This is a genomic window from Nostoc sp. 106C, from assembly GCF_002154725.1.
Classification (GTDB): domain Bacteria; phylum Cyanobacteriota; class Cyanobacteriia; order Cyanobacteriales; family Nostocaceae; genus Aulosira.
Genome location: NZ_MTAW01000150.1, coordinates 1 through 25,613, shown reverse-complemented (window position 1 = coordinate 25,613; position 25,613 = coordinate 1). Strand labels below are relative to the sequence as shown.

The 25,613-nt window shown below is 41.9% G+C and carries 18 protein-coding genes; 15 read left to right on the top strand and 3 right to left on the bottom strand.

What is annotated here, in order from left to right:
* Window position 1 precedes the first annotated feature (1 nt).
* From BV375_RS23240 to BV375_RS23230, 3 genes are all read left to right on the top strand, one after another.
* Entirely contained in the window at window positions 2-3,121 is a 3,120-nt protein-coding gene (locus BV375_RS23240; protein WP_086764787.1) for an efflux RND transporter permease subunit, read from the top strand.
* A gap of 50 nt (window positions 3,122-3,171) precedes the next feature.
* The gene (locus tag BV375_RS23235) at window positions 3,172-4,146 is read left to right on the top strand and encodes an SMI1/KNR4 family protein (RefSeq protein WP_086764784.1); all 975 of its coding nucleotides are present in this window, start codon (window positions 3,172-3,174) and stop codon (window positions 4,144-4,146) included.
* A gap of 75 nt (window positions 4,147-4,221) precedes the next feature.
* A complete protein-coding gene (locus BV375_RS23230; RefSeq protein WP_086764783.1) occupies window positions 4,222-7,350 on the top strand; it encodes an efflux RND transporter permease subunit in 3,129 nt (1,042 codons plus the stop codon).
* On the opposite strand, the gene BV375_RS23225 is transcribed toward BV375_RS23230, so the two are convergent.
* The 3 genes from BV375_RS23225 to BV375_RS23215 all read right to left on the bottom strand — a co-directional run bounded on the left by BV375_RS23225 (window position 7,246) and on the right by BV375_RS23215 (window position 10,687).
* On the bottom strand, window positions 7,246-7,584 hold the full coding sequence (locus BV375_RS23225) for a UbiA family prenyltransferase (RefSeq protein ID WP_243714019.1): 339 nt from the start codon (window positions 7,582-7,584) through the stop codon (window positions 7,246-7,248). The genes BV375_RS23230 and BV375_RS23225 overlap by 105 nt on opposite strands.
* A gap of 153 nt (window positions 7,585-7,737) precedes the next feature.
* Window positions 7,738-8,586: a DNA-binding response regulator gene (locus BV375_RS23220; RefSeq protein WP_086764778.1), complete on the bottom strand. Its 849-nt coding sequence runs from the start codon at window positions 8,584-8,586 to the stop codon at window positions 7,738-7,740.
* Between the two features lie 97 nt (window positions 8,587-8,683).
* Window positions 8,684-10,687: a scytonemin biosynthesis sensor histidine kinase gene (locus BV375_RS23215; RefSeq protein ID WP_086764776.1), complete on the bottom strand. Its 2,004-nt coding sequence runs from the start codon at window positions 10,685-10,687 to the stop codon at window positions 8,684-8,686.
* 850 nt (window positions 10,688-11,537) lie between these two features.
* Between BV375_RS23215 and BV375_RS23210 the strand changes: the two genes are divergently transcribed.
* From BV375_RS23210 to BV375_RS23155, 12 genes are all read left to right on the top strand, one after another.
* The gene (locus BV375_RS23210) at window positions 11,538-11,804 is read left to right on the top strand and encodes a hypothetical protein (protein ID WP_086764773.1); all 267 of its coding nucleotides are present in this window, start codon (window positions 11,538-11,540) and stop codon (window positions 11,802-11,804) included.
* A gap of 5 nt (window positions 11,805-11,809) precedes the next feature.
* Window positions 11,810-13,699, top strand: coding sequence for a scytonemin biosynthesis protein ScyA (gene scyA, locus BV375_RS23205; RefSeq protein WP_086764811.1), 1,890 nt, complete (start codon window positions 11,810-11,812; stop codon window positions 13,697-13,699).
* Between the two features lie 413 nt (window positions 13,700-14,112).
* Window positions 14,113-15,174 (top strand): tryptophan dehydrogenase ScyB, encoded by a 1,062-nt coding sequence (scyB, locus tag BV375_RS23200; RefSeq protein ID WP_086764771.1) that lies wholly within the window; start codon window positions 14,113-14,115, stop codon window positions 15,172-15,174.
* 49 nt (window positions 15,175-15,223) lie between these two features.
* The gene (gene scyC / locus BV375_RS23195; RefSeq protein WP_086764769.1) at window positions 15,224-16,195 is read left to right on the top strand and encodes a scytonemin biosynthesis cyclase/decarboxylase ScyC; all 972 of its coding nucleotides are present in this window, start codon (window positions 15,224-15,226) and stop codon (window positions 16,193-16,195) included.
* 68 nt (window positions 16,196-16,263) lie between these two features.
* Window positions 16,264-17,565 (top strand): ScyD/ScyE family protein, encoded by a 1,302-nt coding sequence (locus tag BV375_RS23190; RefSeq protein WP_086764767.1) that lies wholly within the window; start codon window positions 16,264-16,266, stop codon window positions 17,563-17,565.
* Between the two features lie 94 nt (window positions 17,566-17,659).
* Window positions 17,660-18,994 carry a ScyD/ScyE family protein gene (locus BV375_RS23185; protein WP_086764764.1) on the top strand — a complete coding sequence of 445 codons (1,335 nt, stop codon included), beginning with the start codon at window positions 17,660-17,662 and terminating at the stop codon, window positions 18,992-18,994.
* A gap of 83 nt (window positions 18,995-19,077) precedes the next feature.
* The gene (gene scyF / locus BV375_RS23180) at window positions 19,078-20,229 is read left to right on the top strand and encodes a scytonemin biosynthesis PEP-CTERM protein ScyF (protein ID WP_086764761.1); all 1,152 of its coding nucleotides are present in this window, start codon (window positions 19,078-19,080) and stop codon (window positions 20,227-20,229) included.
* 432 nt (window positions 20,230-20,661) lie between these two features.
* A complete protein-coding gene (locus tag BV375_RS23175; protein ID WP_086764758.1) occupies window positions 20,662-21,399 on the top strand; it encodes an EboA family metabolite traffic protein in 738 nt (245 codons plus the stop codon).
* Between the two features lie 38 nt (window positions 21,400-21,437).
* Complete coding sequence (locus tag BV375_RS23170; RefSeq protein ID WP_086764755.1) at window positions 21,438-22,373, top strand: TatD family hydrolase; 936 nt, start codon at window positions 21,438-21,440, stop codon at window positions 22,371-22,373.
* A gap of 49 nt (window positions 22,374-22,422) precedes the next feature.
* Window positions 22,423-23,526, top strand: coding sequence for a bifunctional chorismate mutase/prephenate dehydrogenase (tyrA, locus tag BV375_RS23165; RefSeq protein WP_086764752.1), 1,104 nt, complete (start codon window positions 22,423-22,425; stop codon window positions 23,524-23,526).
* A gap of 179 nt (window positions 23,527-23,705) precedes the next feature.
* On the top strand, window positions 23,706-24,371 hold the full coding sequence (locus BV375_RS23160) for a DsbA family oxidoreductase (protein ID WP_086764749.1): 666 nt from the start codon (window positions 23,706-23,708) through the stop codon (window positions 24,369-24,371).
* Window positions 24,343-25,548: a 3-dehydroquinate synthase gene (locus tag BV375_RS23155; RefSeq protein ID WP_086764746.1), complete on the top strand. Its 1,206-nt coding sequence runs from the start codon at window positions 24,343-24,345 to the stop codon at window positions 25,546-25,548. Before BV375_RS23160 ends, BV375_RS23155 begins: the two co-directional genes overlap by 29 nt.
* The last annotated feature ends 65 nt before the right edge of the window (window positions 25,549-25,613 follow it).

Sequence of the window (25,613 nt, the reverse complement as noted above, 5' to 3'; positions counted from 1 at the left end):
GATGAACCTCTCTGAACTGTTTATTCGTCGCCCGATCATGACAACTCTGGTGATGCTGGGGATTCTGATCTTTGGTTTCATGAGTTATCGCCAACTACCAATCAGCGATTTGCCGAGTGTAGATTATCCCACAATTCAGGTAAGCGCTGCCCGACCAGGAGCCAGCCCAGAAACGATGGCAGCATCAGTTGCTCGTCCTCTAGAAAAGCAATTTTCTAGTATTGCGGGACTCGATTCGCTCAACTCGAGTAGCACCTTGGGCAAAACGCAAATTACACTGCAATTCAACCTAAGTCGTAATATTGACGATGCCGCCCAAGATGTAGAAGCGGCGATCGCAGCTGCATCGGGGCAAATTGCCAATGATTTACCTAATCCCCCAACTTACAGCAAAGTTAACCCTGCCGATCAACCAATTCTCTACCTTTACTTAGATTCTCCCACATTGCCCCTTTCTCAGGTAGACAATTATGCCGAGACTTATTTAGCGCAAAAGCTATCTACAATCAATGGAGTCGCCCAGGTAGCTATCTATGGTTCCCAAAAGTATGCAGCAAGAATTCAGCTTGACCCCCAACAATTAGCAACTCGGCAAATTGGTTTAGATCAAGTGCAAACTGCAATTCAACAGGGGAACGTCAATTTACCTACTGGTAGCCTTTCAGGAAGCCACAAAAACTATACAGTACAAACTAACGGTCAACTTCAAGATGCCACCGCTTATCGCAAATTGATTGTGGCGTACAAAGATGGCGCACCAATCTATCTCGATCAACTTGGTCGGGTAATTGATAGTGTGGAAAATGACAAGGTAGCAAGTTGGTACAATAATACCCGCGCTATTATCATCACTATTCAAAGACAGCCCGGAACCAATACGGTACAAGTCGTAGACACAATTAAGAAATTGCTGCCAAAATTAAGCGACCAAATTCCCAAATCCGTAGAAATCGGGGTTTTATATGACGCTTCTCAAGCAATTCGCGACTCAGTAGATGATGTCCGTTTTACCTTAATTTTGACGATCGCTTTGGTTGTCCTGGTAATTTTTCTATTTTTGCGGAATCTTTCAGCAACAGTGATTCCCAGTTTAGCGTTACCCGTATCGCTGATTGGCACCTTTGCGGTGATGTATTTACTGCATTACTCACTGGATAACCTGTCATTGATGGCGTTGACCCTGTCTGTGGGTTTTGTCGTTGATGATGCGATCGTCATGTTAGAAAATATCGTCCGCCACATGGAAATGGGGGAACGTCCGCTAGAAGCAGCTTTGAATGGGTCGAGAGAAATTGGTTTTACCATTTTATCGATGACACTTTCATTGGTTGCAGTGTTCATCCCCATGTTGTTCATGAGTGAATTATTGGGGCGATTATTTCATGAATTTGCAGTCACAATCGCGGTGGCGATTTTAGTTTCGGGGTTTGTATCGCTGAGTCTAACTCCAATGCTGTGCAGTCGCTTTGTCCGTCCTATGGATCATGCCCATCAAAGCCGCTTATATCAAGCTTCTGAGTATGTATTTGATCGCTTTCTGGCTCTGTATGATTGGAGCCTGAAAAAAGTCTTAAAATATCACCGTACCACCATGATTTTATCGGCTGTATTGCTGATAGTCACAGTTGGGCTGCTGGCAGTAGTTCCCAAAGGTTTTATTCCCAGTGAAGATACCGGACAAATTACAGGCATTACCCAAGCAGCTCAAGATGCTTCCTTTGACGATTTGGTGCGTCACCAACAAGTAGTTACTGACTTGATCCGCCAAGATGCCAACGTCGATGCAGTTAACTCCAATATCGGGGCTGGATCGAGTGGTAGTGGTGGCGGTGCAGCTGTGGCTGGAAATTCTGGGAGTTTGTTTATTCGCTTAAAACCGCGATCGCAACGCCACCTTAGCGCTGACGAAATCATTCAAGAACTAAGAACCAAACTTGCCACTGTACCGGGTATTCAAGTTTTCTTACAAAATCCTCCAGCCATTCCCATTGGCACCCAGCAGACTACAGGACTTTATCAACTGGCGCTTCAAAGTTCTGATGTCCAACCTTTGCAGCAGTATGTTCCTCAACTAGTTGCCAAGATGAAAACCATGTCAGAACTTCAGGATGTTAACAGCGATTTACAATTTGCTTCTCAGGTCAACATTGATATCGATCGCGACAAAGCTGCAACTGTTGGTGTTACAGCCCAGCAAATCGAAAACACCCTCAGAAATGCTTACGGTTCCTACCAAGTTTCAACCATCTATGCAGCGAGCAACGAGTATCAGGTGATTCTGGAACTGGAACCCCAGTATCAACAGAATCTCAATGCACTGATGAGCTTATACATTAACTCTAGCAATGGGCAAGCAGTTCCCTTGAAGACATTTGCCAAATTATCTCAAGGGATAGGGCCGTTGATGGTCAACCATGCAGGACGAATGAATGCAGCGACAATTTCTTATAACCTTGCCCCTGGCGTGTCTTTGGGAACAGCTAACCAAGCACTAGAAAAACTGATTCATACAGTAATTCCTGACAGTATTAGTACCAGCTTCCAAGGTGCGAGTCAGGTGTTTCAAAGTTCGCTGCCGAGTCTTGGTTTACTATTAGCGATCGCTATCTTAGTAATTTATCTGATTCTCGGTATCCTCTACGAAGATTTTATTCACCCACTCACAATTCTTTCTGGTCTACCTTCGGCTGGCTTTGGGGCGTTGTTAACGCTGATATTCTTTGGTGTTGAACTTAATGTTTACTCCTTTATCGGCATTATTCTGCTGGTAGGTATCGTCAAGAAAAACGGCATTATGATGGTGGACTTTGCCATAGAAGCCCAGCGCGATCAAGGGCAAAAGCCATCTGAGGCAATCTATCAAGCCTGTTTGGTGCGGTTCCGCCCGATTATGATGACGACAATGGCAGCGCTGATGGGAACCTTACCCATTGCTTTGGGATTTGGTGCAGGTTCCGAATCCCGTCGTCCTCTGGGGATTGCAGTTGTCGGTGGGTTGTTATTCTCGCAAGTTTTGACTTTGTATTTGACTCCTGTGTTCTACATATATATGGAGTCCTGGCGTGCAAAGCTTAGTCAGGTTAAGTTCCGGCGAGTCTTTTCATTTACAGGCGATCGTTGATGATGTGCAAAAATTTGATTTCCTCAATTATGAATTTCAAATAAATAATTATGTCAGATATTAAAAATGCATTAGAACGAATTTATGCCTGGTTTCGAGAAAATCACCCAGCAAAGATTGCATCATTAACATCAGGCTTAAGTCCCTTAGAAATAGATAATTTATTGAGTACTATCTCTTTTAAAGTATCCCAAGAAGTTAGAGAAATTTATCAATGGTCAAATGGATATTCAATAGATGGCTGTACAGATAATAGGATATTTTATCCTATGTTCCTTTTAAGTTTAGAGTCAGGAGTAAAAGAGGCTAAAACTTGGGTTGAGGAACATCAAGAAATAGCCTTGATGTATAAGTATGCAGGTAAACCTGTCTTACCAATCTGTATGTCGGATATTGAATTTTTAGCAGTGGTTGCCATTGATGATGAACAAGCAACTTCCCCTGTAATTCATATATCTGAAATTGTAGAAATCTCACTGCAATACACTAATTTAACAGCAATGCTGTTGACTCTAGCTGAATCTTACGAGACTGGGGGATTGTTCATCTCTCGTAAAGGTTACATAGAGAAAAATGAGAAAAAGTATGCTGCTGCCTATCGAAATTACAATTCAAGAATTACAGACTTAGCTCTCGAAAGATTTTTGAAAATATTTCCTGAAGATTCTTCTTGGCAAACTTTACAACTACTTCATAACGACCTATCTATGAGCAATAGCTATGGAATAGAAATTCCACTAAACAGCCTGAAAACTAAAGTAGTTAATACTCTTCTGAATCTGCTACAAGACGAAAAAGATGATTCAGGCTTTTCTGTAGTATTAGTACTCGAACAACTTCGAGCAGTAGATGCATTAATTCAAATACTTCAACATCCTAACAGATGGGTTCGTAGTAGGTCGGCCGTTGCTTTGGGAAAAATCAAAGCATTTGAAGCTGTAGAGTTTGTATTGCAGCTTTTAGAAGATCCCGATCCAATTGTTCAAGAAGCAGTTCAGGAGGCATTAGAGATGTTTAGCCATTAACAATAAGCATTCGTAAGTAGTTGAAATTATATTTGGCGATCGCATTGCTATCACATTTCTGGGAGAACAACACTCATGAACCTTTCAGAACTCTTCATTCGTCGTCCAGTCATGACCACTTTGGTGATGATGGGTATTCTCATCTTCGGTCTCATGAGTTATGTGCTGTTACCGATTAGTGCATTACCCAACGTTGAATATCCCTTTATTAGTGTTTCTGCCAGCCTGCCTGGTGCAACACCCGAAACAATGGCATCTGCGGTTGCTGCACCTTTAGAAAGACAGTTCACCGAAATTGCTGGACTAAATTCTTTCAATTCTACTAGTTCAACGGGCAGTACCAATATCTCGCTACAATTTGACTTTAGCCGCAATGTGGATGATGCTGCCAAAGACGTACAAGCAGCAATCTCAGCCGCCGCCGGACAATTACCAGCAGGGATGCCTCATCCACCTACTTACCGCAAGGTCAATCCCTCGGTATCTCCAATTCTGTTTCTCTATATGTATTCGGAAACAGTTCCCATCTCTACAGTAGATGAATACGCAGAGATAACAGTCGGTCAGCCGATTTCCGCGATCGATGGGGTTGCACAAGTACAGGTTTACGGTCAAAAGCAGTATGCTGTTCGCATCCAGCTTGACCCGCGTGAGGTAGTAGCGCGGGGAATTGGACTCGATCAGGTGAAAACGGCGATTCAACAGGCAAATGTAGACTTACCAACTGGGAGACTCTCTGATAAATACAAAAGTTACACGATCGCGGCTAACGGTCAACTCAGTAATGCTGCTGCTTATCGATCGCTGATTGTCACCTATAAAAATGGTGCGGCGGTGCGACTTCAGGATTTAGGGCAGGTAATTGATGACGTTCAAAACAACAAAGTCTCGAATCTTTATAGCGATCGCCAAGTCACAAACCGTCCAGCAATCCTGCTAGCTGTGCAGCCGCAACCGGGTGCTAACACTGTAGAAATTGTCGATGCGATCGAGGAACTATTACCCACCTTACGCGCCCAAGTTCCCAAGTCGATTGAGATGGGCATTATGTATGATCGCTCGCAATCGATTCGCGCTTCAATTGCAGATGTCAAATTTACCTTACTTTTATCGGTTTGTTTAGTAGTTCTGGTAATTTTCCTCTTTCTGCGTAACCTAACTGCAACCTTGATTCCCAGTTTAGCCCTACCTGTAGCGATTATCGGCACTTTTGCCGCTATGTATCTATTAGGTTACTCTTTAGATAACCTGTCTCTAATGGCCTTAACCTTATCTGTGGGCTTTGTGGTAGATGATGCGATCGTCGTACTAGAAAATATCGTCCGTCATCGAGAATTGGGGGAACCACCTCTAGAAGCGGCAATGAAAGGCTCCAGGGAAATCAGCTTTACAATTGTGTCCATGACGCTTTCACTGGTGGCGGTGTTCATCCCGATTATGTTCATGGGTGGGTTGATTGGTCGCCTATTTCATGAATTTGCTGTGACGATTACTGTGGCAATTTTGGTGTCGGGTTTTGTTTCTCTCAGTCTCACCCCGATGTTGTGCAGTCGGTTTCTGCATTCATTCCACGAACAGCGGCAAAATCGATTGTATCGCATCTCAGAGCAAGCATTTGATTTGCTGCTGCGAGGATATGAATGGACACTCAAGCCTGTCTTAAAATACCACCTAATGACGCTGATTGGTTCGGGTATTCTGCTGCTGATGACTGTCTATTTGTTCGTCATCGTTCCTAAAGGTTTCATCCCCACAGAAGACACTGGACAACTGATGGTCAACACAAAAGCGGCGCAAGATATTTCTTTTAATGATATGCTTCGTCACCAGCAAGTAGTCGTAGATATTCTTCGCAAAGACCCTAATATCGAAGCGGTAAATTCAACTGTCGGTGCTAGTGGTCCCAACGCCTCTGTCAACAGTGGACGGATTACAATTCGCTTAAAACAACGTTCCCAACGTCGCCTCAATTCCGATCAAATTATTCAACAACTGACTCCTAAGTTACGGGGTATTCCGGGAATTCAAGTTTTCCTACGTTCTCCCCCGGCGATTCCCATCGGCGGTCAACAAAGTAATTCCCAATATCAATTTACTTTGCAGAGTTTAAACCTGCAAGATTTGCGCCAATACCTTCCCCAACTGTTAGAGAAAGTCAAAGCAATACCAGGACTCCGGAGTGTTGATAGTGACCTACAACTCAGTACTCCCCAAGTGCAAGTTCAGGTTGACCATAACAAAGCTGCAACTTTGGGAATCACAGCAGCACAAGTAGAGAAAATCCTCAGCGATGCCTATGGTTCTGGTCAAGTTTCCACTATTTATACTCCGAATGACCAATTTTATGTAATTTTAGAACTAAAACCAGAGTTCCAGCGCGATCCAACTGCTCTATCTATACTTTATATTCGCTCCAGTAATGGCCAATCTATTCCTTTAAGTGCGATCGCTAATATTACCGAAAATGTCGGACCTCTCACTGTTACTCACCTAGCTCAACTTCCTTCTGCTACTATCTCCTTTGAGACGATACCAGGAGTATCCTTAAGCCAGGCCACAGATGCTATAGAGCAAGTAGCACGGGAAATTCTGCCTGCGACAATTACAACAAGTTTTCAGGGTTCTGCCCAAGTGTTTAGCCAGTCCTTTAACGATTTAGGTTGGTTGCTACTTGTCTCGATTGTGGTAATTTATCTGATCCTGGGTATCCTCTACGAAGATTTCATTCACCCGATTACCATTCTTTCCGGGTTACCTTCAGCAGGGTTTGGTGCATTGCTAACATTGCTCATCTTTCAAGTAGAGTTGAATCTTTACTCCTTTATCGGCATCATTCTGCTGATTGGTATCGTTAAGAAAAATGGCATCATGCTGGTGGATTTTGCTATTGAAAAGCGACGCAGCGAAGGAAAAAGTGCTTTTGATGCTATTTATGAAGCCTGTTTAGTTCGCTTCCGCCCAATTATGATGACGACAATGGCAGCGTTGATCGGCACCTTGCCCATTGCATTAGGAACAGGTTCGGGTTCAGAAGCGCGTCGTCCATTGGGTATTGCAATTGTTGGCGGATTGTTATTTTCGCAAATTTTGACGCTTTATTTAACTCCTGTATTCTACACTTACATGGAAGCATGGCGTAAACATCTCAGCCAATCTAAAACTGCTAAAAATGTTGCTGCCACGGCACAAACCCATATTCAATGAACCAAAAAAAGGATGATGCTTGGCTAGTGAGTCATAGAGTAACACTGCAAAAGTAATGACTAAAGCTAAGATGACACTCAACCAAGAAACTTGGAAAGCTGCCACAATTGCGATCGCAAACAATATACTCCCCAATAACGCAGCATTTTGCCGAGACACGCGACCACTAGGAATTGGTCTAGATAGTCGCTCTTTTTGATCTAATTCGGCATCGAAAACATCATTAAAAACTATACTCCCGCCAGTGTTGAAAATTCAAACTAGCAACATTCACTGGTTTGTTTCCTTTTTGCCAGTTGTCATTTGTCCTCTGTTGCAAAGTTGAGGCAGTCTGTTGGCAGGGTTAACCCCCTTAAAGGAATTGCCGTCTGATGCCTGCGGCAACCTCTACCGCGCTGTCATAGGTATCACTTGTTTGTGTACTGTCACTTGATGCTGTTTGCGCCAAGCATGGGGAGGTAAACCGTGATGTTGACGAAACTGGCGAGAAAAGTGGGATACATCTTGATAGCCCAATGCTTGGGCTATTTGCTCTATTGTCTGGTTATTATTTTGGAGTTGGAGCAAGAAACGAGCTTCCGCCATCCGCCGTTTGACAATCCAATTATTTACAGTATCTCCTGTTTGCTTTGCTACTCGATTAGTTAAATAAGCAGGTGAATATCCTACTGCTTCAGCGACATCACACAGAGTGATTCCTTGGTGATAATGTTCTTCGATAAAGTCGAAAACTTCTTTTAATTGGGGAATGCTGGGAAAGATTGACTCAGCAGGAGCAGTTGGTAAAATTTTATTAGCGGATACTGGTTTCAAAGCTTTCTGAAATTTATTAGCCCACCAGTTTTCGAGATTAGCTTGCTTTTGTAACCGGGTAGCGATCGCTTTGAGTAATTCGTCTAGGGTAGAGGGTTTGGCAAGAAAGTCATCTGCTCCTAACTCCATACCTTTACGCATAGCTGCTTTACTGTCGCTACCAGTGAGAAAAATGAAGGGCATGATTGCTGTACAAGGTTCTTGGCGCAGCGTAGTTAGAACGCTGTAACCATCTATATCGGGCATCACAATATCGCAAATCACCAAATCAGGTAAATGTTCTTGTGCTCGCTGGATACCAACAAGACCGTTTTCAGCGCCTATTGTATCAAATCCTTCAACCTTAAGACCCTCTAGGAAGAGATTGCGGGTAATGGCATCATCTTCAATTACAAGAATTTTTGTCGGCGATTCGTGCATCATTTTTCTACCACTAGAATTTTCGGCGAGGAATAGTTACTAAGCTCTATACTGAAAATTAATAGGGGCAAGAGTAGTTACCTCTTTCTCAGAGTTTTGATTACTGATAATTGGCATCTGGGAGATTTATATTTCCTGACGGTAATATGACAGTAAACACAGTACCTACATCAATTTCACTCTCCACAGTGACTTGACCGCCATGTAAATCTACTAGTGTTTTGAGAATGGATAACCCTAGCCCAGTACCGGGGATATGGTCTATGTTGCTGCCTCGATAAAATGGTTCAAATATTCGTTGTTGATCTTCTATAGCAATTCCAATACCTCTATCTTTAACCTGGAAAATTACTTTTTTTTTCTCATACGAGAGTTTAAAATCAATTGCATTACCATTCGGTGAATACTTAATTGCATTTTCGAGCAAATTCTTGAGTATAGGTTCCAGCAATTTTTGATCCATATAAGCTATTAAGCAGTTTGCTTCAGTAACAAAATGAATTTGGTTTTGGCTACTGCTCATTTGCATTTGCGCTACTAAATCATTACAAAACCCAACTAACTCAAGAGATTTCGGATCAAAATTTAGTTTTGCTGATTCTGCCTTAGCGAAGTACAGAATATCATCTAACATCAGACTGATCTGTTCTACACCTGTTTGAATATGATTAAGTAAAGGTAAGATTTTCTCCTCTGTCCATTCGTAGATATTCCGTTTTAGTAAGCTATTAGAAAATGAAACAATATTCAGTGGTGTGCGAAATTGGTGGCAGACCATAGAAAGGAAACGTGCTCTGAGTTCACTAAGTTGTTTTGCTTGTTCTAAAGCTTGGCTAAGCTCTGATTCTGCATATTTGTAATCCGTAATATCAATACCTGAGATTAGTTCGACAGGTTTTTCCCCAAAATCCGGACCTCCCGGTAGCATTGTCACCGCGCAAGCTAGCCAGCGCTCCTTACCTTTTTTTGTTAAGATATTTATTTCCTGATATTCAAAGTTAGTTCCTTCACCTTGGCTGCTTACCGCTCTGCTTTTTTTACTCTTGATTAATCGACGTATATCAAAGTTAGTTAGCAGTTCTTGTTTTGTATATCCAGTAAGTAACTCCACAGCTCGATTTACATAGCAAATTCGCATACCTTGAATCAAGAGAGTACTAGCATCTGACGTTTCTGCCAAAGTCCGAAATCTTTTTTCGTTCAGGCGTAGTGCTTCCTCAGTTTTTTTGGATTCAGTAATGTCCCAAATGCTCCACACTCTGCCAATTATTTTTTCACCAAGCCATTGAGGTTTAGAGTAGTGTGCGAATATCCTTCCATCCTTCAACTCTAGAATGTCATAACTCTCAAAATCACATTCGCTAGAAACCTCCCAAACCAGTCGGCTAAAAGCTTCTGGATCTTTAAGTTGGTTCTCAAAAAAGGTTTTACAGCGAGGGCATTTTTTCGAGAGAATCAGAGATTCTGGAATCTGCCACATATCCATAAATTTCTGATTAAAGCTGAGAATATCGCCATCAAAATTAACAGCGACGATCGCGTTGGCAGTAGATTCAAAAGTAGAGCGCAGTACAGATAGGGATGTTTCCAGTTCTGTCTTTTTCGCCTTGAGTGTAGAAACTTCCTGTTGCAGATGGAGTTTCGTATCCCTTAATTCGTCAGTCCATTTTTGTACGCTCATCTCTACTACTTCATTACTCTTCTCACGAGCAAAGGCACAGCAAAACTCCTTATCTTGGTGTTTTACATAAGTGAGAGATATTTCTACCAAAAAGATTCGCTCTCCCTTGGTGCGATAGCGTGATTTAAAGGTAAGTGAATTCTGTGTACCACTTTGCACTAGAGATTGCCATTTTTCTGACCAGTTTTGCAGCTGAAAGTCTACATCTATGTCACGCAGCGTCATGGCTAGTAATTCCTCACGAGAATACTCGCTCATCAGACAAGTTGCGTCATTGACGTAAAGAAACTCTGCATTCTTTCCTAAACAGAAAGCAGCATCTAGCGAATTATTTATTAAGAAATAGGCAAATTCTAACGCTTCTTCTGACTGTAACGCCGATTGAGATTTGGATTTAATTAACGTATATTCATCAATATCCATTCCTACTCTCTCCCTTTAATAAGTAGGCAAACCAGCCATCTATAAGCTAATAATCACAAATCTCTGTAATTTTAACTTTGCTTTTAACCTCCCTATAAATGATTATAATATAATAATTTTACAAAAGTTAACAAAGATATTAATAAAAATTTTTTAAAAATATCTGGATAGCTACAATCAACTTATCTATGCTTTATTTTGAATGAAAAAATTTGCGACAAAAAAGAAGACTTTTGTGCAACAGATTTACATAATTCTCCTGACTCAACTAAAAAATTAAATCCTTTAATGGCTAAATAGATAGCATACTTACTTAAACCAGGTGATGTAATTTTATCTAATTGTAAATAAGTTGCAGTACCAGTTTTAGTGCCATTTTTACCGATTTAGTTATTTTTTTCTTATTAGCTCTCTCAGGAATCTAACTACAGAAGAATATGTTGAATCATCTGCCCCAAGAAGTATATTTACTATTAATTTTAGTAGCTTATAATACATATAAATAAGTGTTTATATCAAAATTACTAAGTCATCTATCATACGAAATACATTTGATGCAAAGATTGGGACAAATTGCTTAATGTTGTATTGAACAAGACAACAAAGATTAAAATTGTATGTGTTTCTTACCACAAACAATTGTTACTAAAAATGTTTAGTTGCAACATAAAAAATTGAACGCTGAGGTGGTTATGGTCATACTTTGATGTAGGCAGTTTGTGTCAGCGAATTTGAACTTGCATAAATGTCAACATAGCTACATAGCTTACCAAGTATCGCCACGTATCAATCGATAAATTTAGCTAAGTGGCTGGTGTAGTTAACACGACCAAGGATAAAAGCGAAAAAAATGCTTGTCCCATCAAAAGATTTTTCATTGATAAATAGTCTTTATCTCTTTTATTCTGCTTTTAAGAAGCACAGTCTTAGTTGTTTTACTTTTTATCTAAAATTTCTGCTGCTGATTTTAAAAGCAGCAATCAGAAGTAATCAACTATCTTTACCGATTCGGCTGGGTCATCACCGTAAAAAAATCACAAAATTATCTGTATTAGATAATACTAATGGAATAAATGGAACCTCAAGAGCCTTTGTGCAAGTATCTGGAATTATGTGAAAGCAATGAGTCAAAATTATACTGGTCCAAATTCTCCCTTAATCACTACTGATTCATACAGGGAATTCCCACCAAATGGGTCTGTAGAATCTGCATCTGACGATTCCCATCAGCTTGATGGATTGGAGAATAACACGCGAATTCAACCTTTTTTAGACAATGAAATAGCCCCAACGCTTTCGGTTGCAGATGCAACTGCTCAGATGTTGGAACAGTTAGGCGTGGGCTACGCTTTTGGCGTTGCAGGCGGCGCGATGGCAAGCCTTTGGTGTGCGCTATCGAATAGCAACATTGAGGTGTTGAATTTCCGTCACGAAGCAGGGGCAGCTTTTGCAGCAGTGGAGGCATACTTTGCCAGCGATCGCCCTACTGTAGTGTTTACCACAGCAGGACCAGGGATCACCAACTCTCTGACGGGGTTATTTGCGGCTCGTGGTGAAGGTGCAAAGGTAATTTTGCTATCAGCTTGTACCTCAGCACCCCAGCGCGGACGTTGGGCAATTCAGGAAACCAGCACTGACACTTTACCTAGTGGCGGAATTTTTACCTCAGGTGCATTGTTTAATTATGCAATTACTGTGGAATCTGGCGCTCAGTTACCGCAGATTTTTCGCAAACTTGCTCTTGCTTTAGCCCAACCAGGAGGATTTATTGCTCATATCAGCATTCCTACTGCTGTGCAAACAAGTTTAGTTGATGATATATCCTTGCCTCAACTAGATATTTCTTATCCAGCGATCGCACCTCACAAAGAAGCGATCGCCAAATCTTTAGACTTACTATCTTCTGGCCCCTTTGCCATCTGGGTTGGTTTTGGCGCTCGTAACGCCGCAGACGAAATTCGCCAACTCGCAGAGAAAACCGGGGCAGCAGTGATGTGTTCTCCCCGTGGTAAAGGCATATTTCCCGAAGATCATCCTCAATTTGTGGGTGTCACAGGTCTAGGTGGTCATAGTTCCGTCTTAACTTATATGGAACAGAAACCGCCACTACACACACTCGTACTAGGAACTCGTTTGAGTGAACCGACTTCCTTCTGGAGTTCAGCTTTGGTTCCGAAAGGAGGCTTCATCCATGTAGATATTGACCCACAAGTACCAGGGGTGGCTTATCCACACGTTGAAACTTTCTCCGTTCAGTCTGATATTAAAGCTTATGTAGAGGAACTGTTAGAGCAGTTACCAGATGCTCCTGCTATTTACAAACCTTTATCGCTACCTCATCCAGAACGCAAAGTATTTGGATCGGATGCAGATATAGACTATCCAGTGCGGCCAGAAGTATTGATGGCAGCAATTCAAAAGATCATTGTTGAGGGTAGTGATGCGGTAGTCATGGCAGAGTGTGGTAACTCCTTTACTTGGTCAACCCATCTACTGCATTTTGTCCAAGCCAATCGTTACCGAGTCAGCACTGGCGTCGGGGCGATGGGTCATGCAGTCACCGGAGTATTGGGTGCAGCAAAAGCTCGAAATGGCAAAGCTGTAGCGATTGTCGGCGACGGTGCAATGCTGATGAATAACGAAATTAGTACAGCCGTAAAATATAAAATTCCTGCCATCTGGATTGTACTTAACGATGCTCGTTACAACATGTGCCATCAAGGGATGAAAATGTTGGGGTTACAAGGCGCAGATGCAAGTATTCCACCAACAAATTTCGCCATGATTGCTCGCGGGATGGGAGCAGAAGCTATTGGAGTTGTTAGAGAGTCAGATATTGAAGCGGCCTTAGAACAAGCGATCGCCTCAACTGCTCCTTTTGTAATTGATGTAGTTATCGATCCAGATCTACCTGCACCCTCTGGTGCGCGTAATAAGAGTTTGGCTGCACAAGGAGTCAAATCAAGTTTAGGTAAAAGTTTAGCCAAGCCAGTTTCATTTCCATCGGTTTAAGGTTAAAGCATTACGATTTTTCTGTTGTTTTACACAATCAGACACCACCAAAAATTGGGAGTTTGCAACTTATATTGTCTGGCTAGATTCGCACTATTCATCCCTTAAACTCAAGGATAAAGAATGAAACCTGAAGCAAAAAAATTTTTATCACAGCAAATAACTACGCCACAAAAATAAGATTTTGCATCTTTGATTTCTCAGATTTTTTTCATACTTTATCCTCAATGCAGCGAAAGCAAAGCCTGGCTCTGAGTGTCAAATTCCTTTATTGGTGATTCATTACTTGCTTTAATCAATCCCCAATCAATATTAGTACCAAATTGAAATAAATAGTATTGGTTGAGATTTCTGGATATACCTGATGGTAAGGATGTTAAATCCAAAATCTAAAATTGCTATGAGGGGCAAAAATGCTGCTATTTGAAACTGTTAAAGAAATGGGTCACGAGCAAATTCTCTTCTGTCATGGAAGAAATCCAGATATTAAAGCAATTATTGCCATTCATGATACGAGCTTAGGCCCAGCAATGGGGGCTACAAGACTCTTCCCTTATGTCAGTGAAGAAGCTGCTTTACAAGATGCTCTTCGTCTTAGTCGTGGTATGACATACAAAGCTGCTTGTGCAAATATTCCGGCTGGTGGTGGTAAAGCAGTCATTATTGCTAATCCTGAAAACAAAACAGATGAGATGTTGCAAGCTTATGGACGTTTTGTCAACAGCCTCAATGGACGTTTTATTACAGGACAAGATGTAAATATTACCCCTCAAGATGTGCGGACAATTAATCAAGAAACTAATTATGTAGTTGGGGTATCAGAAAAGTCTGGTGGCCCGGCTCCAATTACATCTTTAGGAGTTTTTTTAGGAATTAAAGCCGCTGTAGAGTTTCGTTTCCAAAGTAGACAACTTGAAGGACTTAAAGTTGCGGTTCAAGGACTAGGTAATGTTGGTAAAAGTCTCTGTAGGCACTTACATGAGCATGGAATTCAACTTTTTGTTAGTGATGTAAACCCAGCTAAAACAGAGGAAATTCAAAGGCTTTTTGGAGCAACGATTGTAGACCCAGAGGAAATTTACTCTCTTGATGTAGATATATTTTCTCCTTGCGCTTTGGGTGGAATCATTAATAGCCAGATAATTCCGTTTCTAAAAGCTCAAATTATTGCTGGTGCTGCTAATAATCAGTTAGGTAATGAGCAGTTACATAGCCAAATGCTTACAGAAAAAGGTATTCTTTACTGCCCAGATTATGTAATTAATGCAGGAGGATTAATCAATGTTTATAACGAAATGATTGGCTATAACGAAGAAAAAGCATTTAAGCAAGTACATAACATTTATGACACATTATTAGCAATTTTTGAAATTGCTAACCAGCAAGGAATTACCACTAATGATGCTGCTAAACGATTAGCGGAAGAACGAATAATCAGTGCTAAAGCCAGAAAGACTAAAGAAATTGCTGCTTAATTGCTAATCTTCCGTACTGAGTTATTTATTGTTTATGTCAGGAGTACTAATGGAAAAAAATACATTTGCAACATCAGCTTATATCGCAACTTCACCTAAAACAGCCTTCGACTATCTTTGCAGTTTAAAAAACTTGGACGATTGGACGCTCTTTAGCCGCATGAGAGAGCAGATTGACGAAGATACTTGGCTGGGAAGTGCCTCTGGATATCATAAAAATCTCTACTATCACGTTAAAAAACTAGAAAACCCTCTTTTCTATGGCATTGAGTGGCACTGCGGGTTTGAGTACCAGAAATATTTTCAGGTTTATCCTGTTTTGCTATTTCCTCCCGACTACATCGAGCCTGGAACCGATGAAGCGGGTGTGTACTTCCACTGGCTGAGCTTTGTCGATCCAAGACGACAAACTCAGATGATTATGCAGGGAATTCACACAGTACATACTTCTGAGTGTCGTTCTCTCAAAGGCATTTTAGAAAGAAAAGCTGAGCGTACCACAGCAGCTAAAGGACGCTACTTTATCGATACTGACACTATCTATGTTGATGCACCAGTTGAAATCGGGGTTGAATACTTAAAAGACCTACGGAACATAGATGAGTGGGCGCATCTACTACGTCCAAATGGTGAGATTACTCCTGATGTGGGCGAATTTAAAGATGAGTATGACCAAAAGGTAAAAGTATCCTTGCGGTTGCATAGTTTGAGCAAATATTACTTGCTTGAACAAGAACACTTTTATCCTGACTACAACTTTTACCAGCGTTCTGTGGCGCTATTAATCCCAACCGCCTATGCTTTTGGTGACCCGGATGCGCCTGGATTCATCCTGCATCGAATCACATTCTGGAAAAACAATGAACCTTTTGTTCATGGCAAACTCCAGATTGAAGACTTTGGGGCTGAGAGTATGAACATTAAACGTCTCACCGAAGCCAAAGCTGGTAATTTGAAATCTTTTGATAGAGGGATGAGCTATATACCAAGAACTCAAGAGGAGTTAGCACTGCAAAGATAAGCTTTTACACAACTAAGAAGCACTAAGGATTAATTTACAAAACTCGTTCAGGGCTAATATTGCAACACATGAAACTGACGCAACTCACTATTACTTTTCTAACTTTTTGTGTTGCCGCTTTTTCTGGAATGAAAGCTGCGGAAGCTGCATCGTTTTCGGTACTTGCCGACGGTCTGAATAATGCAGGCGGTTTAAGCTTTGGTCCTGACGGTAATCTTTATGTTACAGAGGCGGGAACGGGAGGAAATGGAGCTTGTGTTCCACCAGCAAGTGGGCAGGGAGATGCTTTATGCTATGGCTCTAGTGGTGCAGTTAGTAGAATTGAGAATGGTCAGGTCAAACCTGTACTTACAGGACTTCCTTCCTTAGCGTTACCGGATGGTACTGGAGCAGCTGGTCCTCGTGATATTAAATTTGATAGTACAGGTAAGCCTTATGTTCTAGTTGGCTATGCGGCTGATCCGACCTTTCGCGATCGCAATCTTGGTAAAACTGACCTCGGAAAAATTGTCACTCCCGACTTTAAAACAAATTCCTGGCAGAGTATTGCCGATTTAGCTAACTATGAACTTGCTAACAACCCTGATGGCGATAATTTAGGTAGCAATCCCTTGGGCTTTGCGATAGATGGTAATAAAATTGTCGCGGTTGATGCAGGTGCAAACGACTTACTCAGTGTGAATACTGATGGAAGTAATTTGCAGGCGATTACTGCATTTTCTAAAGACATATTAATTAATCCAGTCTTCCCACCTTCTGATTCCCCATCTAACGAACCAACCCAAGTACCAACTACAGATGAACCACCGCTATCGCAATTTTCAACTCAAGCTGTACCCTCGAATGTGGCAAAAGGTCCAGATGGTGCGTATTACATCAGCCAATTTACTGGCTTTCCCTTCCCAGAAGATGGAGCAAAAATCTATCGGATTGGCGCTGATGGTAAACCAACAATCTATGCAGATGGCTTTACACAACTAACAGACTTAGAATTTGATGCTAAGGGCAATTTGTATGCTTTGCAGTACGCCAATCACCCAGCCTGGAAGGGTAATCTAGATGGTTCTCTGATTGAAATAGCTGCTGATGGGACTCGCAAAACTATTCTCAGTGGGGATGGTTTAGAGTCAGCAAGCGCTTTGACTATTGGTCCTGATGGTGCAATTTATATCACAAATAGAGGCGATCGCCCCGGACAAGGACAAATTCTCAGAATTGAAAATATTAAGTCTGTACCTGAACCTAATTTTGCTTTAAGCGGATTATTAGTGCTTGGTGCTTTGGCTGTTGATCGATGGCGCAAGAGTAGAGCTACCAAACTGCTCATCAAAGAGTTTCAACCCAATCACAGCGCTGCTCAACAAGGGTAATGTCTTCCCTACACTCTCCAGGAAATTAGCTTTGTTGCATCTAAAACCATAAAAATTTCTACAACTTACTAACTTTCAACCTCCATTCAATGGTATGAAACTCAAATCAATTGCTCTAACATTTTTCACATTTTGTCTTGCCACTACTGCTGGCACAAAAGCTGCGGAGGCTGCATCGTTTTCCGTAGTTGCCGATGGTCTGAATAATCCCCGAGGTATCGGCTTTGATGGTACTGGCAATCTTTATGTAACAGAAAGTGGGTATGGCGGTGATGGCAAAGACGGAAGATCCATTCCATCACCAAGCGCTCAATATATTCCCTTAAGTGCTGGTGAAAACGGTAGCATTCTCAAAATTACTCCAGGCGGTAAGAAAGAAAATATACTTTCAAATCTGACATCTTTAGCATTAACACCCTCTGGAGAACAAGCTGCCGGTCCTGCGGATATCAAATTTGATTCTCATAACAACGCTTATTTCTTGACAGGTTACGCAGGCGATCCGAGCAAACGCGATAGCGTCCTCAAAAGTCCTTCACTGGGACGGCTATATAAACTCGACTTAAACACCAAGGCAGTGACAAGCCTTGCTGATTTTGCACAGTATGAACTTAAGAATAATCCCGACGGTAGCGATATAATTACTAACCCCTACGCTCTGGCAATTAAGGGTAATACTGGTTATGTCGTTGATGGGGGCGGAAACGCGGTATATTCCGTAGGACTCGATGGCAGTGGGATTAAGAATGTAGCTAAGATACCTGAAAAACTAATCTCACCAGATAAACTCGAATTTCCCCAACTTCCTGAAGGGACAGTAGATCCAACAGGAGGCGCAGCACTACCCCCAGGTTATACAAGTGCTCCTAATGGTCTTCCAGTATCAAATCAATCAGTACCTACAGGTATAGCAATTGCTCCAGATGGCAATTTAACTATAAGTGAATATACTTATTTTCCTTATCCCGAAAAAGAAGCGCGGCTCTTGAGCCTAGACCCCGATAGCTTGCAAGCAAAAGTCCTTGCGGATGGCTTTACACAGTTAACTGGTGTGGCATACGACCCAGAGGGGAATTTGTACGCATTGCAACACATGAACAATGCAGAATGGAAGGAGATTCAGCAAGGCGGTATTATCACTGGTGATATTAGTGGTTCACTGATCAAAATAGGCAAGGATGGTACTCGCACAACTATCTGGAGTGGTCATGGACTAGAGGCTGCTTCTGGCATTACTTATGGACCTGATGGTGATTTATATATCTCCAACCGAGCTAGACTTGCAGGCACAGGGCAAATCATCAGAATTGATCCTCGAGACGTTCCTGAACCGACTTCCATATTAGGTGTACTAACAGCTGCTGCTTTAGGCGCAAGTTTAAAGCAGAAGCAGAAACACAAAAAATTAGCGAAGGCAGAAGTAGTTTAATTCCTTCTAAATTTTGGCTAGTAGTGAGGGCTTAAGCCCTTACTGCAAAAGCTTTTAACCTACACAACCAGGATTTCAAAATCATGGGATTAGTCAAAAGTTTATCAATCACCATTCTTGGTGCCGGATTCACGGTATTGGCAACATCTGCCCCAGCCAAGTCCTTGTCGCTAAAGTACGACAGTAGTATTGGTAGCCCTGGCTTCGGTCCAGGGCAGCTCTTTGTTCCTCAAGGCATCACGGTGGATGACTCAGGGAATATCCTGGTAAGTAACGGTCGCGGTCTTAACCCTGATGGCAGCTTTAATCCGAACATCGGTAACAAGGTCGATGTATTCAATCCTCAAGGTCAGTATCTTAGGTCCATTGGTAAGGGCGGCAAAGGACCCGGAGAATTTGACGAGCCATCAGCGCTAGAAATTGATCCGCAGACAAAGAATCTGTATGTCGGTGATGTTTTTAATAACCGCGTCAATATTTACGATCCTCAAGGTAGTTATATTAAATCCTTTGGTTCATTTGGCGGTCTGATACCGGGTAGAGCTTTCTTTGGACCATCTGGTGTGACATTCGATAAAACTGGCAATGTGTATATAGGTGATTTTAGCGGCGACAAAATCAATAAATACACTAAAGACGGTGAGCTAATTGGCAGCATTGGTAGTTCTGGAACTGAACCTGGGAAGTTTCAAGGACCAGCAGGTGTAAGAATTTCTCCAGTTAATGGAAATTTCTATGTGAGTGACCAGTTTAATAACCGCGTTCAGGTACTCTCGCCAGAAGGTAAGCCTATCTTGACATTTGGTAAACAAGGCACTGGGCCGGGAGAGTTTAATCAGCCAATCGGCATCGAAGTGGACGAGTTTGGGAATATCTATGTGGCGGATTCCATCAACAGCCGCGTCCAGGCATTTGATAAAGATGGTAAATTCTTGACTGCATTTGGTAAACCTGCCGCCGCGCCACCACCCCAACTAGGTGAGCCACCTTTTGGAGACCCTCTTGACCTGACACCAGGCACATTTAACTGGACAGCTGGCACAGCATACAAGGATGGCAAATTGTATGTAGGTGACTTTTTCCAAGGACGCGTCCAAGTGTTAAAAGTAGAAGGTGCATCTCAAGTGCCTGAACCTAGTTCAGTGCTAGGTCTAGTATTATTCGGAGTAGGGGCTACTGCTGTCAGATTGAAGAAGCGCCAGCAGCAAAAGGCGGCGGTTAGTTTAGCTAAGTAACTGGTAGCAAAATCCCAAATTTCAATTTCACTGAACTGGGGCTAAATATCGGGGAGATGGGGAGGAGATAGTATTTAGTTCTTTTCCTCACCCCGTTAATCGGTCTGAAGCATTTGTATTTAAAAATATATCTTTTTCATGCTGAGCATAGGGCAGTGAAGCATCTGAGAAATTTTAACAACTACATATCTTTTTTATCTCATACCGTTTCACTTTCATCATGATACAAATACGTTAATAAGGACACGGTATTGCCGTGCCCCTACGAGAGATCTATCTGTAGCAAGGTTTTCGTGAATTGGTATCACGCACAGATGCAGGGGGGGACACTTGCGTGGACGGGTTTATCGAAGGAAGCAAAGTGTCCGTCACACAGAGGACAACACAAGAGTGTAGTAGATCAAGAAAAATCAATAATTCATAATCAGTGTTATGTCTGCTGCTGTAATTCATTTGAAGCTTACGAGTACAACTAGCCTACTACGTCACTGGCTTTTACAAGAACTCAATCTAGAAGCTGTTACCTGGCTAGATGAGCAAAGGGAGCAGATCCGCAACGGTGCTAGCGGTCGAGGATTTTTCACTACGTTTAGTGCCGTGTCCCGCTACACAGGTAAAAAGCCGCTTGAGCTAAACCTCAAAGACTTAAAAGCAGCTTCGGTAATGCAAGCAGGTTGGTTTCCTGCCCATTGGAGTGTGGATCAAGCCGCTCGGACATTACTGCTATTGACGCTCCCAGCAGATAATGCTGAGAAATATTTGCACACAATAGAGCAGATATTCACAACTGCTGGCATAGAAGAATTAGTGGCTCTCTATCAAGCCTTACCCCTTCTGCTTTACCCAAATCAGTGGCAAAAACGGGCGGCTGAAGGAGTTCGCAGTAATATCACAGCAGTATTTAATGCGATCGCTCTCAGAAATCCCTATCCTGCACATTATTTTGACAACCAGGCTTGGAACCAAATGGTGCTAAAAGCTTTGTTTGTAGGCAGTCCTCTACATTTAATTCAGGGTCTTGATCTTCGAGCTAACCCCGAGTTAGCGAGGATGTTAATTGACTATGCCCACGAACGCGATCGCGCTAATCGCTCAGTTTCTCCCGAAATCTTACCACTAGTGAGTCCGTTTGCTGACGTTGAGACTTTAGCAGATTTGCAACGAGTTTAAAAGCTAAAAATTTTCACTTAATCCTGACTTGAGAATCTATGAATAACAGTATTAATGCTAAAACCCAGCTGTTTATTGACCCTCATATTCACATGAGTTCGCGCACAACCAACGATTACCAAATGATGCGCGATTCCGGTATTGTAGCTGTAATTGAACCAGCTTTTTGGATGGGGCAACCTCGTACTAATGTTGGCTCTTTTCAAGATTATTTCAGCAGCTTAGTTGGTTGGGAAAGGTTTCGGGCTGCTCAGTTTGGTATCAAGCATTATTGCACAATTGGCTTGAATTCCAAAGAAGCCAATAACGAAGCGTTGGCAGAGCAAGTAATGGAATTATTGCCTCTGTATCTTTACAAAGAGGGTGTAGTAGCCATTGGTGAAATTGGCTATGATGATATGACCCCAGCCGAAGACAAATACTTCCGCCTACAGCTAGAACTGGCAAAAGAACTAAATATGTTGGTGATGATTCATACGCCCCATCGCGACAAAAAAGCAGGCACAAGCCGCAGTATGGATGTCTGTATTGAGCATGGGTTAAAGCCATCGCAGGTGATTGTGGATCACAACAATGAAGAGACAGTTGAAGAAGTTTTAGAGCGAGGCTTTTGGGCAGCATTCACAATTTACCCAAACACCAAAATGGGGAATGCTCGCATGGTAGAAATTGTCCGCCATTATGGAAGCGATCGCATCATTGTAGATAGTAGTGCTGATTGGGGAATCAGCGATCCCTTAGCTGTACCTAAAACTGCTCAATTGATGCTGGAAAGGGGAATTTCTCAAGCTGCTGTGCAGGCAGTTTGTTATCAAAATGCTCTTTTAGCTTACAGCCAAAGTGGTCAAATGCGAGAGTCTGATTGGCTCAACCCAACATTTATAGATCAGCGACAGTTGTTTAACGATAATTCCGTACTCCGAGGACAAAAACCTTTGGTCGAGTCAAGTCGTGAATACGCACTAATTGAGTAATGCCATTTTGGATTTTAGTGTTGATATTTGAAACTTTGAGGCAGGGACAATGGCAGGGAAATCCTCTAATTTAAATAAGCTCAAACAAACTGACCAACGTTTGATCGCTCTATTAAGCGATCGCTTATCACTATTAGCAGCATCAGAACTTCCTACTTTAGAAGAACAAATAACTGATGTCGCTCCCCTACTTGCGCAAACTGGTCTTCCTGAATCTATTTGGGCAGGTGTAGTAAATAGTTGCCATGCCACACTTACCCCTGATTCTACATCAATAAATCTTGTCAGACCCCGGCAAATTACCATCATTGGCGGAGGTGGTAGGATGGGAAGATTATTCCAAGAGCAGCTTTCGTTGGAAGGTCATAACGTTAGTATCCTTGAACATGAGGATTGGGAGTATGCCGATCAACTTTTGGGTAAGGCAGAATTAGTTTTAATTAGCGTTCCCATCGAACAGACAGTTGATGTCATCAAGCGTGCAGCCCAATACATTGCCCCAACAACAGCTTTATGCGACATCACAAGTATCAAGACTGCACCAACTCAAGCAATGCTGGAACATCACTCAGGCCCCGTCATGGGTTTACACCCTATGTTTGGACCTAGGATTAAATCGTTCTGTAGGCAAAAAGTGGTTGTATGTCCAGGTCGTAACGATGATTCATTTCAATGGTTATTAGACTTTATCAAAATTAAAGGTGGGGAAATAATCTTCTGTACGCCTGAAGAACACGATCAAATGATGATAATCATTCAAGCAACGCAGCATTTCTTACGATTTAGCCTTGGCGTGTTCTTAATGCAAGCCAGAATCGATATAGAACGTAGTTTATCAATATCAACTCCCAGCTATCGCCAAGAAATAGATATCGTCAAACGTTTGTTTTCTCAAAGCCCTTACCTATGTGTTGACATTATGCTGGCGACAGAAGATAGATGTGAGGCAATTAGCTCTTTAGCTAGGACTTACAGCCGTTTAGCAAAGTTAGTAGAAAAGAAAGACCGAGCCGCATTAATTCAAGAGTTTGAATGTACCCAAAGATTTTGGGCAGAAAAAATTGACCATTTTTTACAGCCTTTACCTACAATTTCTCAAAATGATTGCAATTTAGAATTTGAACCACAGTTACATACAGAAGTACACCGATAATTTACAGCAGAAATTAAGAGTCAAAGTCAGAATCATATCTAGTTATTATCGTTATGTTCTTGAATTCACTCAGTTGCAAACTGCTGTATCTCTAGTTCAAATTGAAAGTTTAAATTTACTAAGCGTTCACTACATACCCTTATTTCAACCGCTTCCTCAGCATTCGGATAAGATAAATTATGCTGATCGACATTTTTTACGATACAGTTTGCCCTTGGAGCCGAATTGGAAAAAAGCATCTTTTTGATGCCCTGGCACAATGGCAAGAAGAAGAGATAAATATTCGCTGGCATCCCTTAGTTCTCAACAATAGTATCCCTCGTTGTGGGTACAATTTCCGTAGCTTTATGCAAGCAAGAACAGGCTACGGAATGAAAGAACTTCAGGATCTATTTGAGTATATGCGACGTGTAGGTGAGGTAGCTGGGGTTAAGTTAAATTTAAACAAAATTCGTTTGGCGGTTAATAGTAAACTTTCCCATCGCCTGATTGCGATCGCACCAAAAAATATCAAGAACGATATTGTAGAAGCAATTTATCAAGCTTATTTTGAAGATGGTTTGAACATTGGAAATATTGAGGTTCTTGTCGCCATCGGTACAGCTTACCAAATGGATTCTACCAAATTACGGTTGCAATTAAGTAGTGACGCTCCAATTAATACATTTGTGGCTGCATCAACATTTACTTGGTTAAATGGCATTACTAGTGTGCCGTTTTTCATTATCAATAACAAAGTCAATGTTGAAGGTTCTGGTTCGGTAGAAATATTCCTTGAGGCTTTGAATCGTGCCACGTTTACATATCAGCAAAAATATGATACTAAACATCAAGCAAAAAAGTAGATTTAATTTGCAACCGATTCAACAAAGTGTCTCGGTAAGCTTCAATTATGGTATTTACTTTACGAACAATCTGTTTGAGTTAAAAAATCCCACTTTAGCCCAATTAATTACATCTGATCGGGAGACAAAGCCTAAAAAAGTATTAGTGATTATAGATGCAGGATTATTAAAGTTCCAACCTGGCTTGCTCAAACAATTAGTAGCGTATACCAAATTCTATGCAGAAATAATCACGCTGCCGATTGAGCCGATAGTAATTCCGGGAGGGGAAGCCGCTAAGAACGATCGCACGTTGCTAGAGCAAATTCACCAATATATTGAAGCAGCCCGATTGTGTCGCCATTCCTATCTGTTGGCTATTGGAGGTGGGGCATTGTTGGACTTGGTAGGATATGCAGCTGCAACCGCTCACCGAGGAATTCGCCTCATCCGCATACCGACAACAGTGTTAGCACAAAATGATTCGGCTGTAGGAGTAAAAAACGGGATTAATGCCTTTGGTAAAAAGAACTTTCTCGGCACATTTGCTCCACCTTATGCAGTTATCAATGACTCTAGCTTTTTGACAACTCTAAGCGATCGCGATTGGCGTTCTGGGATTGCAGAAGCAGTGAAAGTGGCGCTGATTAAGGATGCTCACTTCTTTGATTTTATCTACTCCCACACCGCAGCCCTTGTCCGGCGAGACATGGAGATTATGCAACAAGTAATCTATCGTTGCGCCCAGTTACACTTAGAACATATTGCCAACAGTGGCGATCCTTTTGAAATGGGTTCATCCCGTCCCCTAGACTTTGGTCATTGGGCAGCTCATAAACTGGAGCATTTAACAGACTATAGTTTACGTCATGGAGAAGCGGTTGCGATCGGTATCGCTTTAGATAGTACCTATTCCTATCTTTTAGGATTGCTTTGTTGTTCAGAGTGGCAACAAATACTGAATACCTTGTCAGCGCTAGGTTTTACGTTGTATGTGCCAGAACTAGCTGAACAATCAGCACAATTAAAACATCCTCGTTGTTTATTCCGGGGTTTGACTGAGTTTCAAGAACATTTGGGCGGTGAATTGACACTAACGCTGCTGCAACGCATTGGGCAAGGAATTGAAGTTCACGAGGTCGATTTGTCTTTATACAGGCGAGCAATATCGCTGTTGCAATTTTATCTGGCTCATTAACTTTGCTGCCCAGATCCCCGACTTCTTGAACTCGACTTTAGCCAATCAAAAAGAGGAGGCGAGCA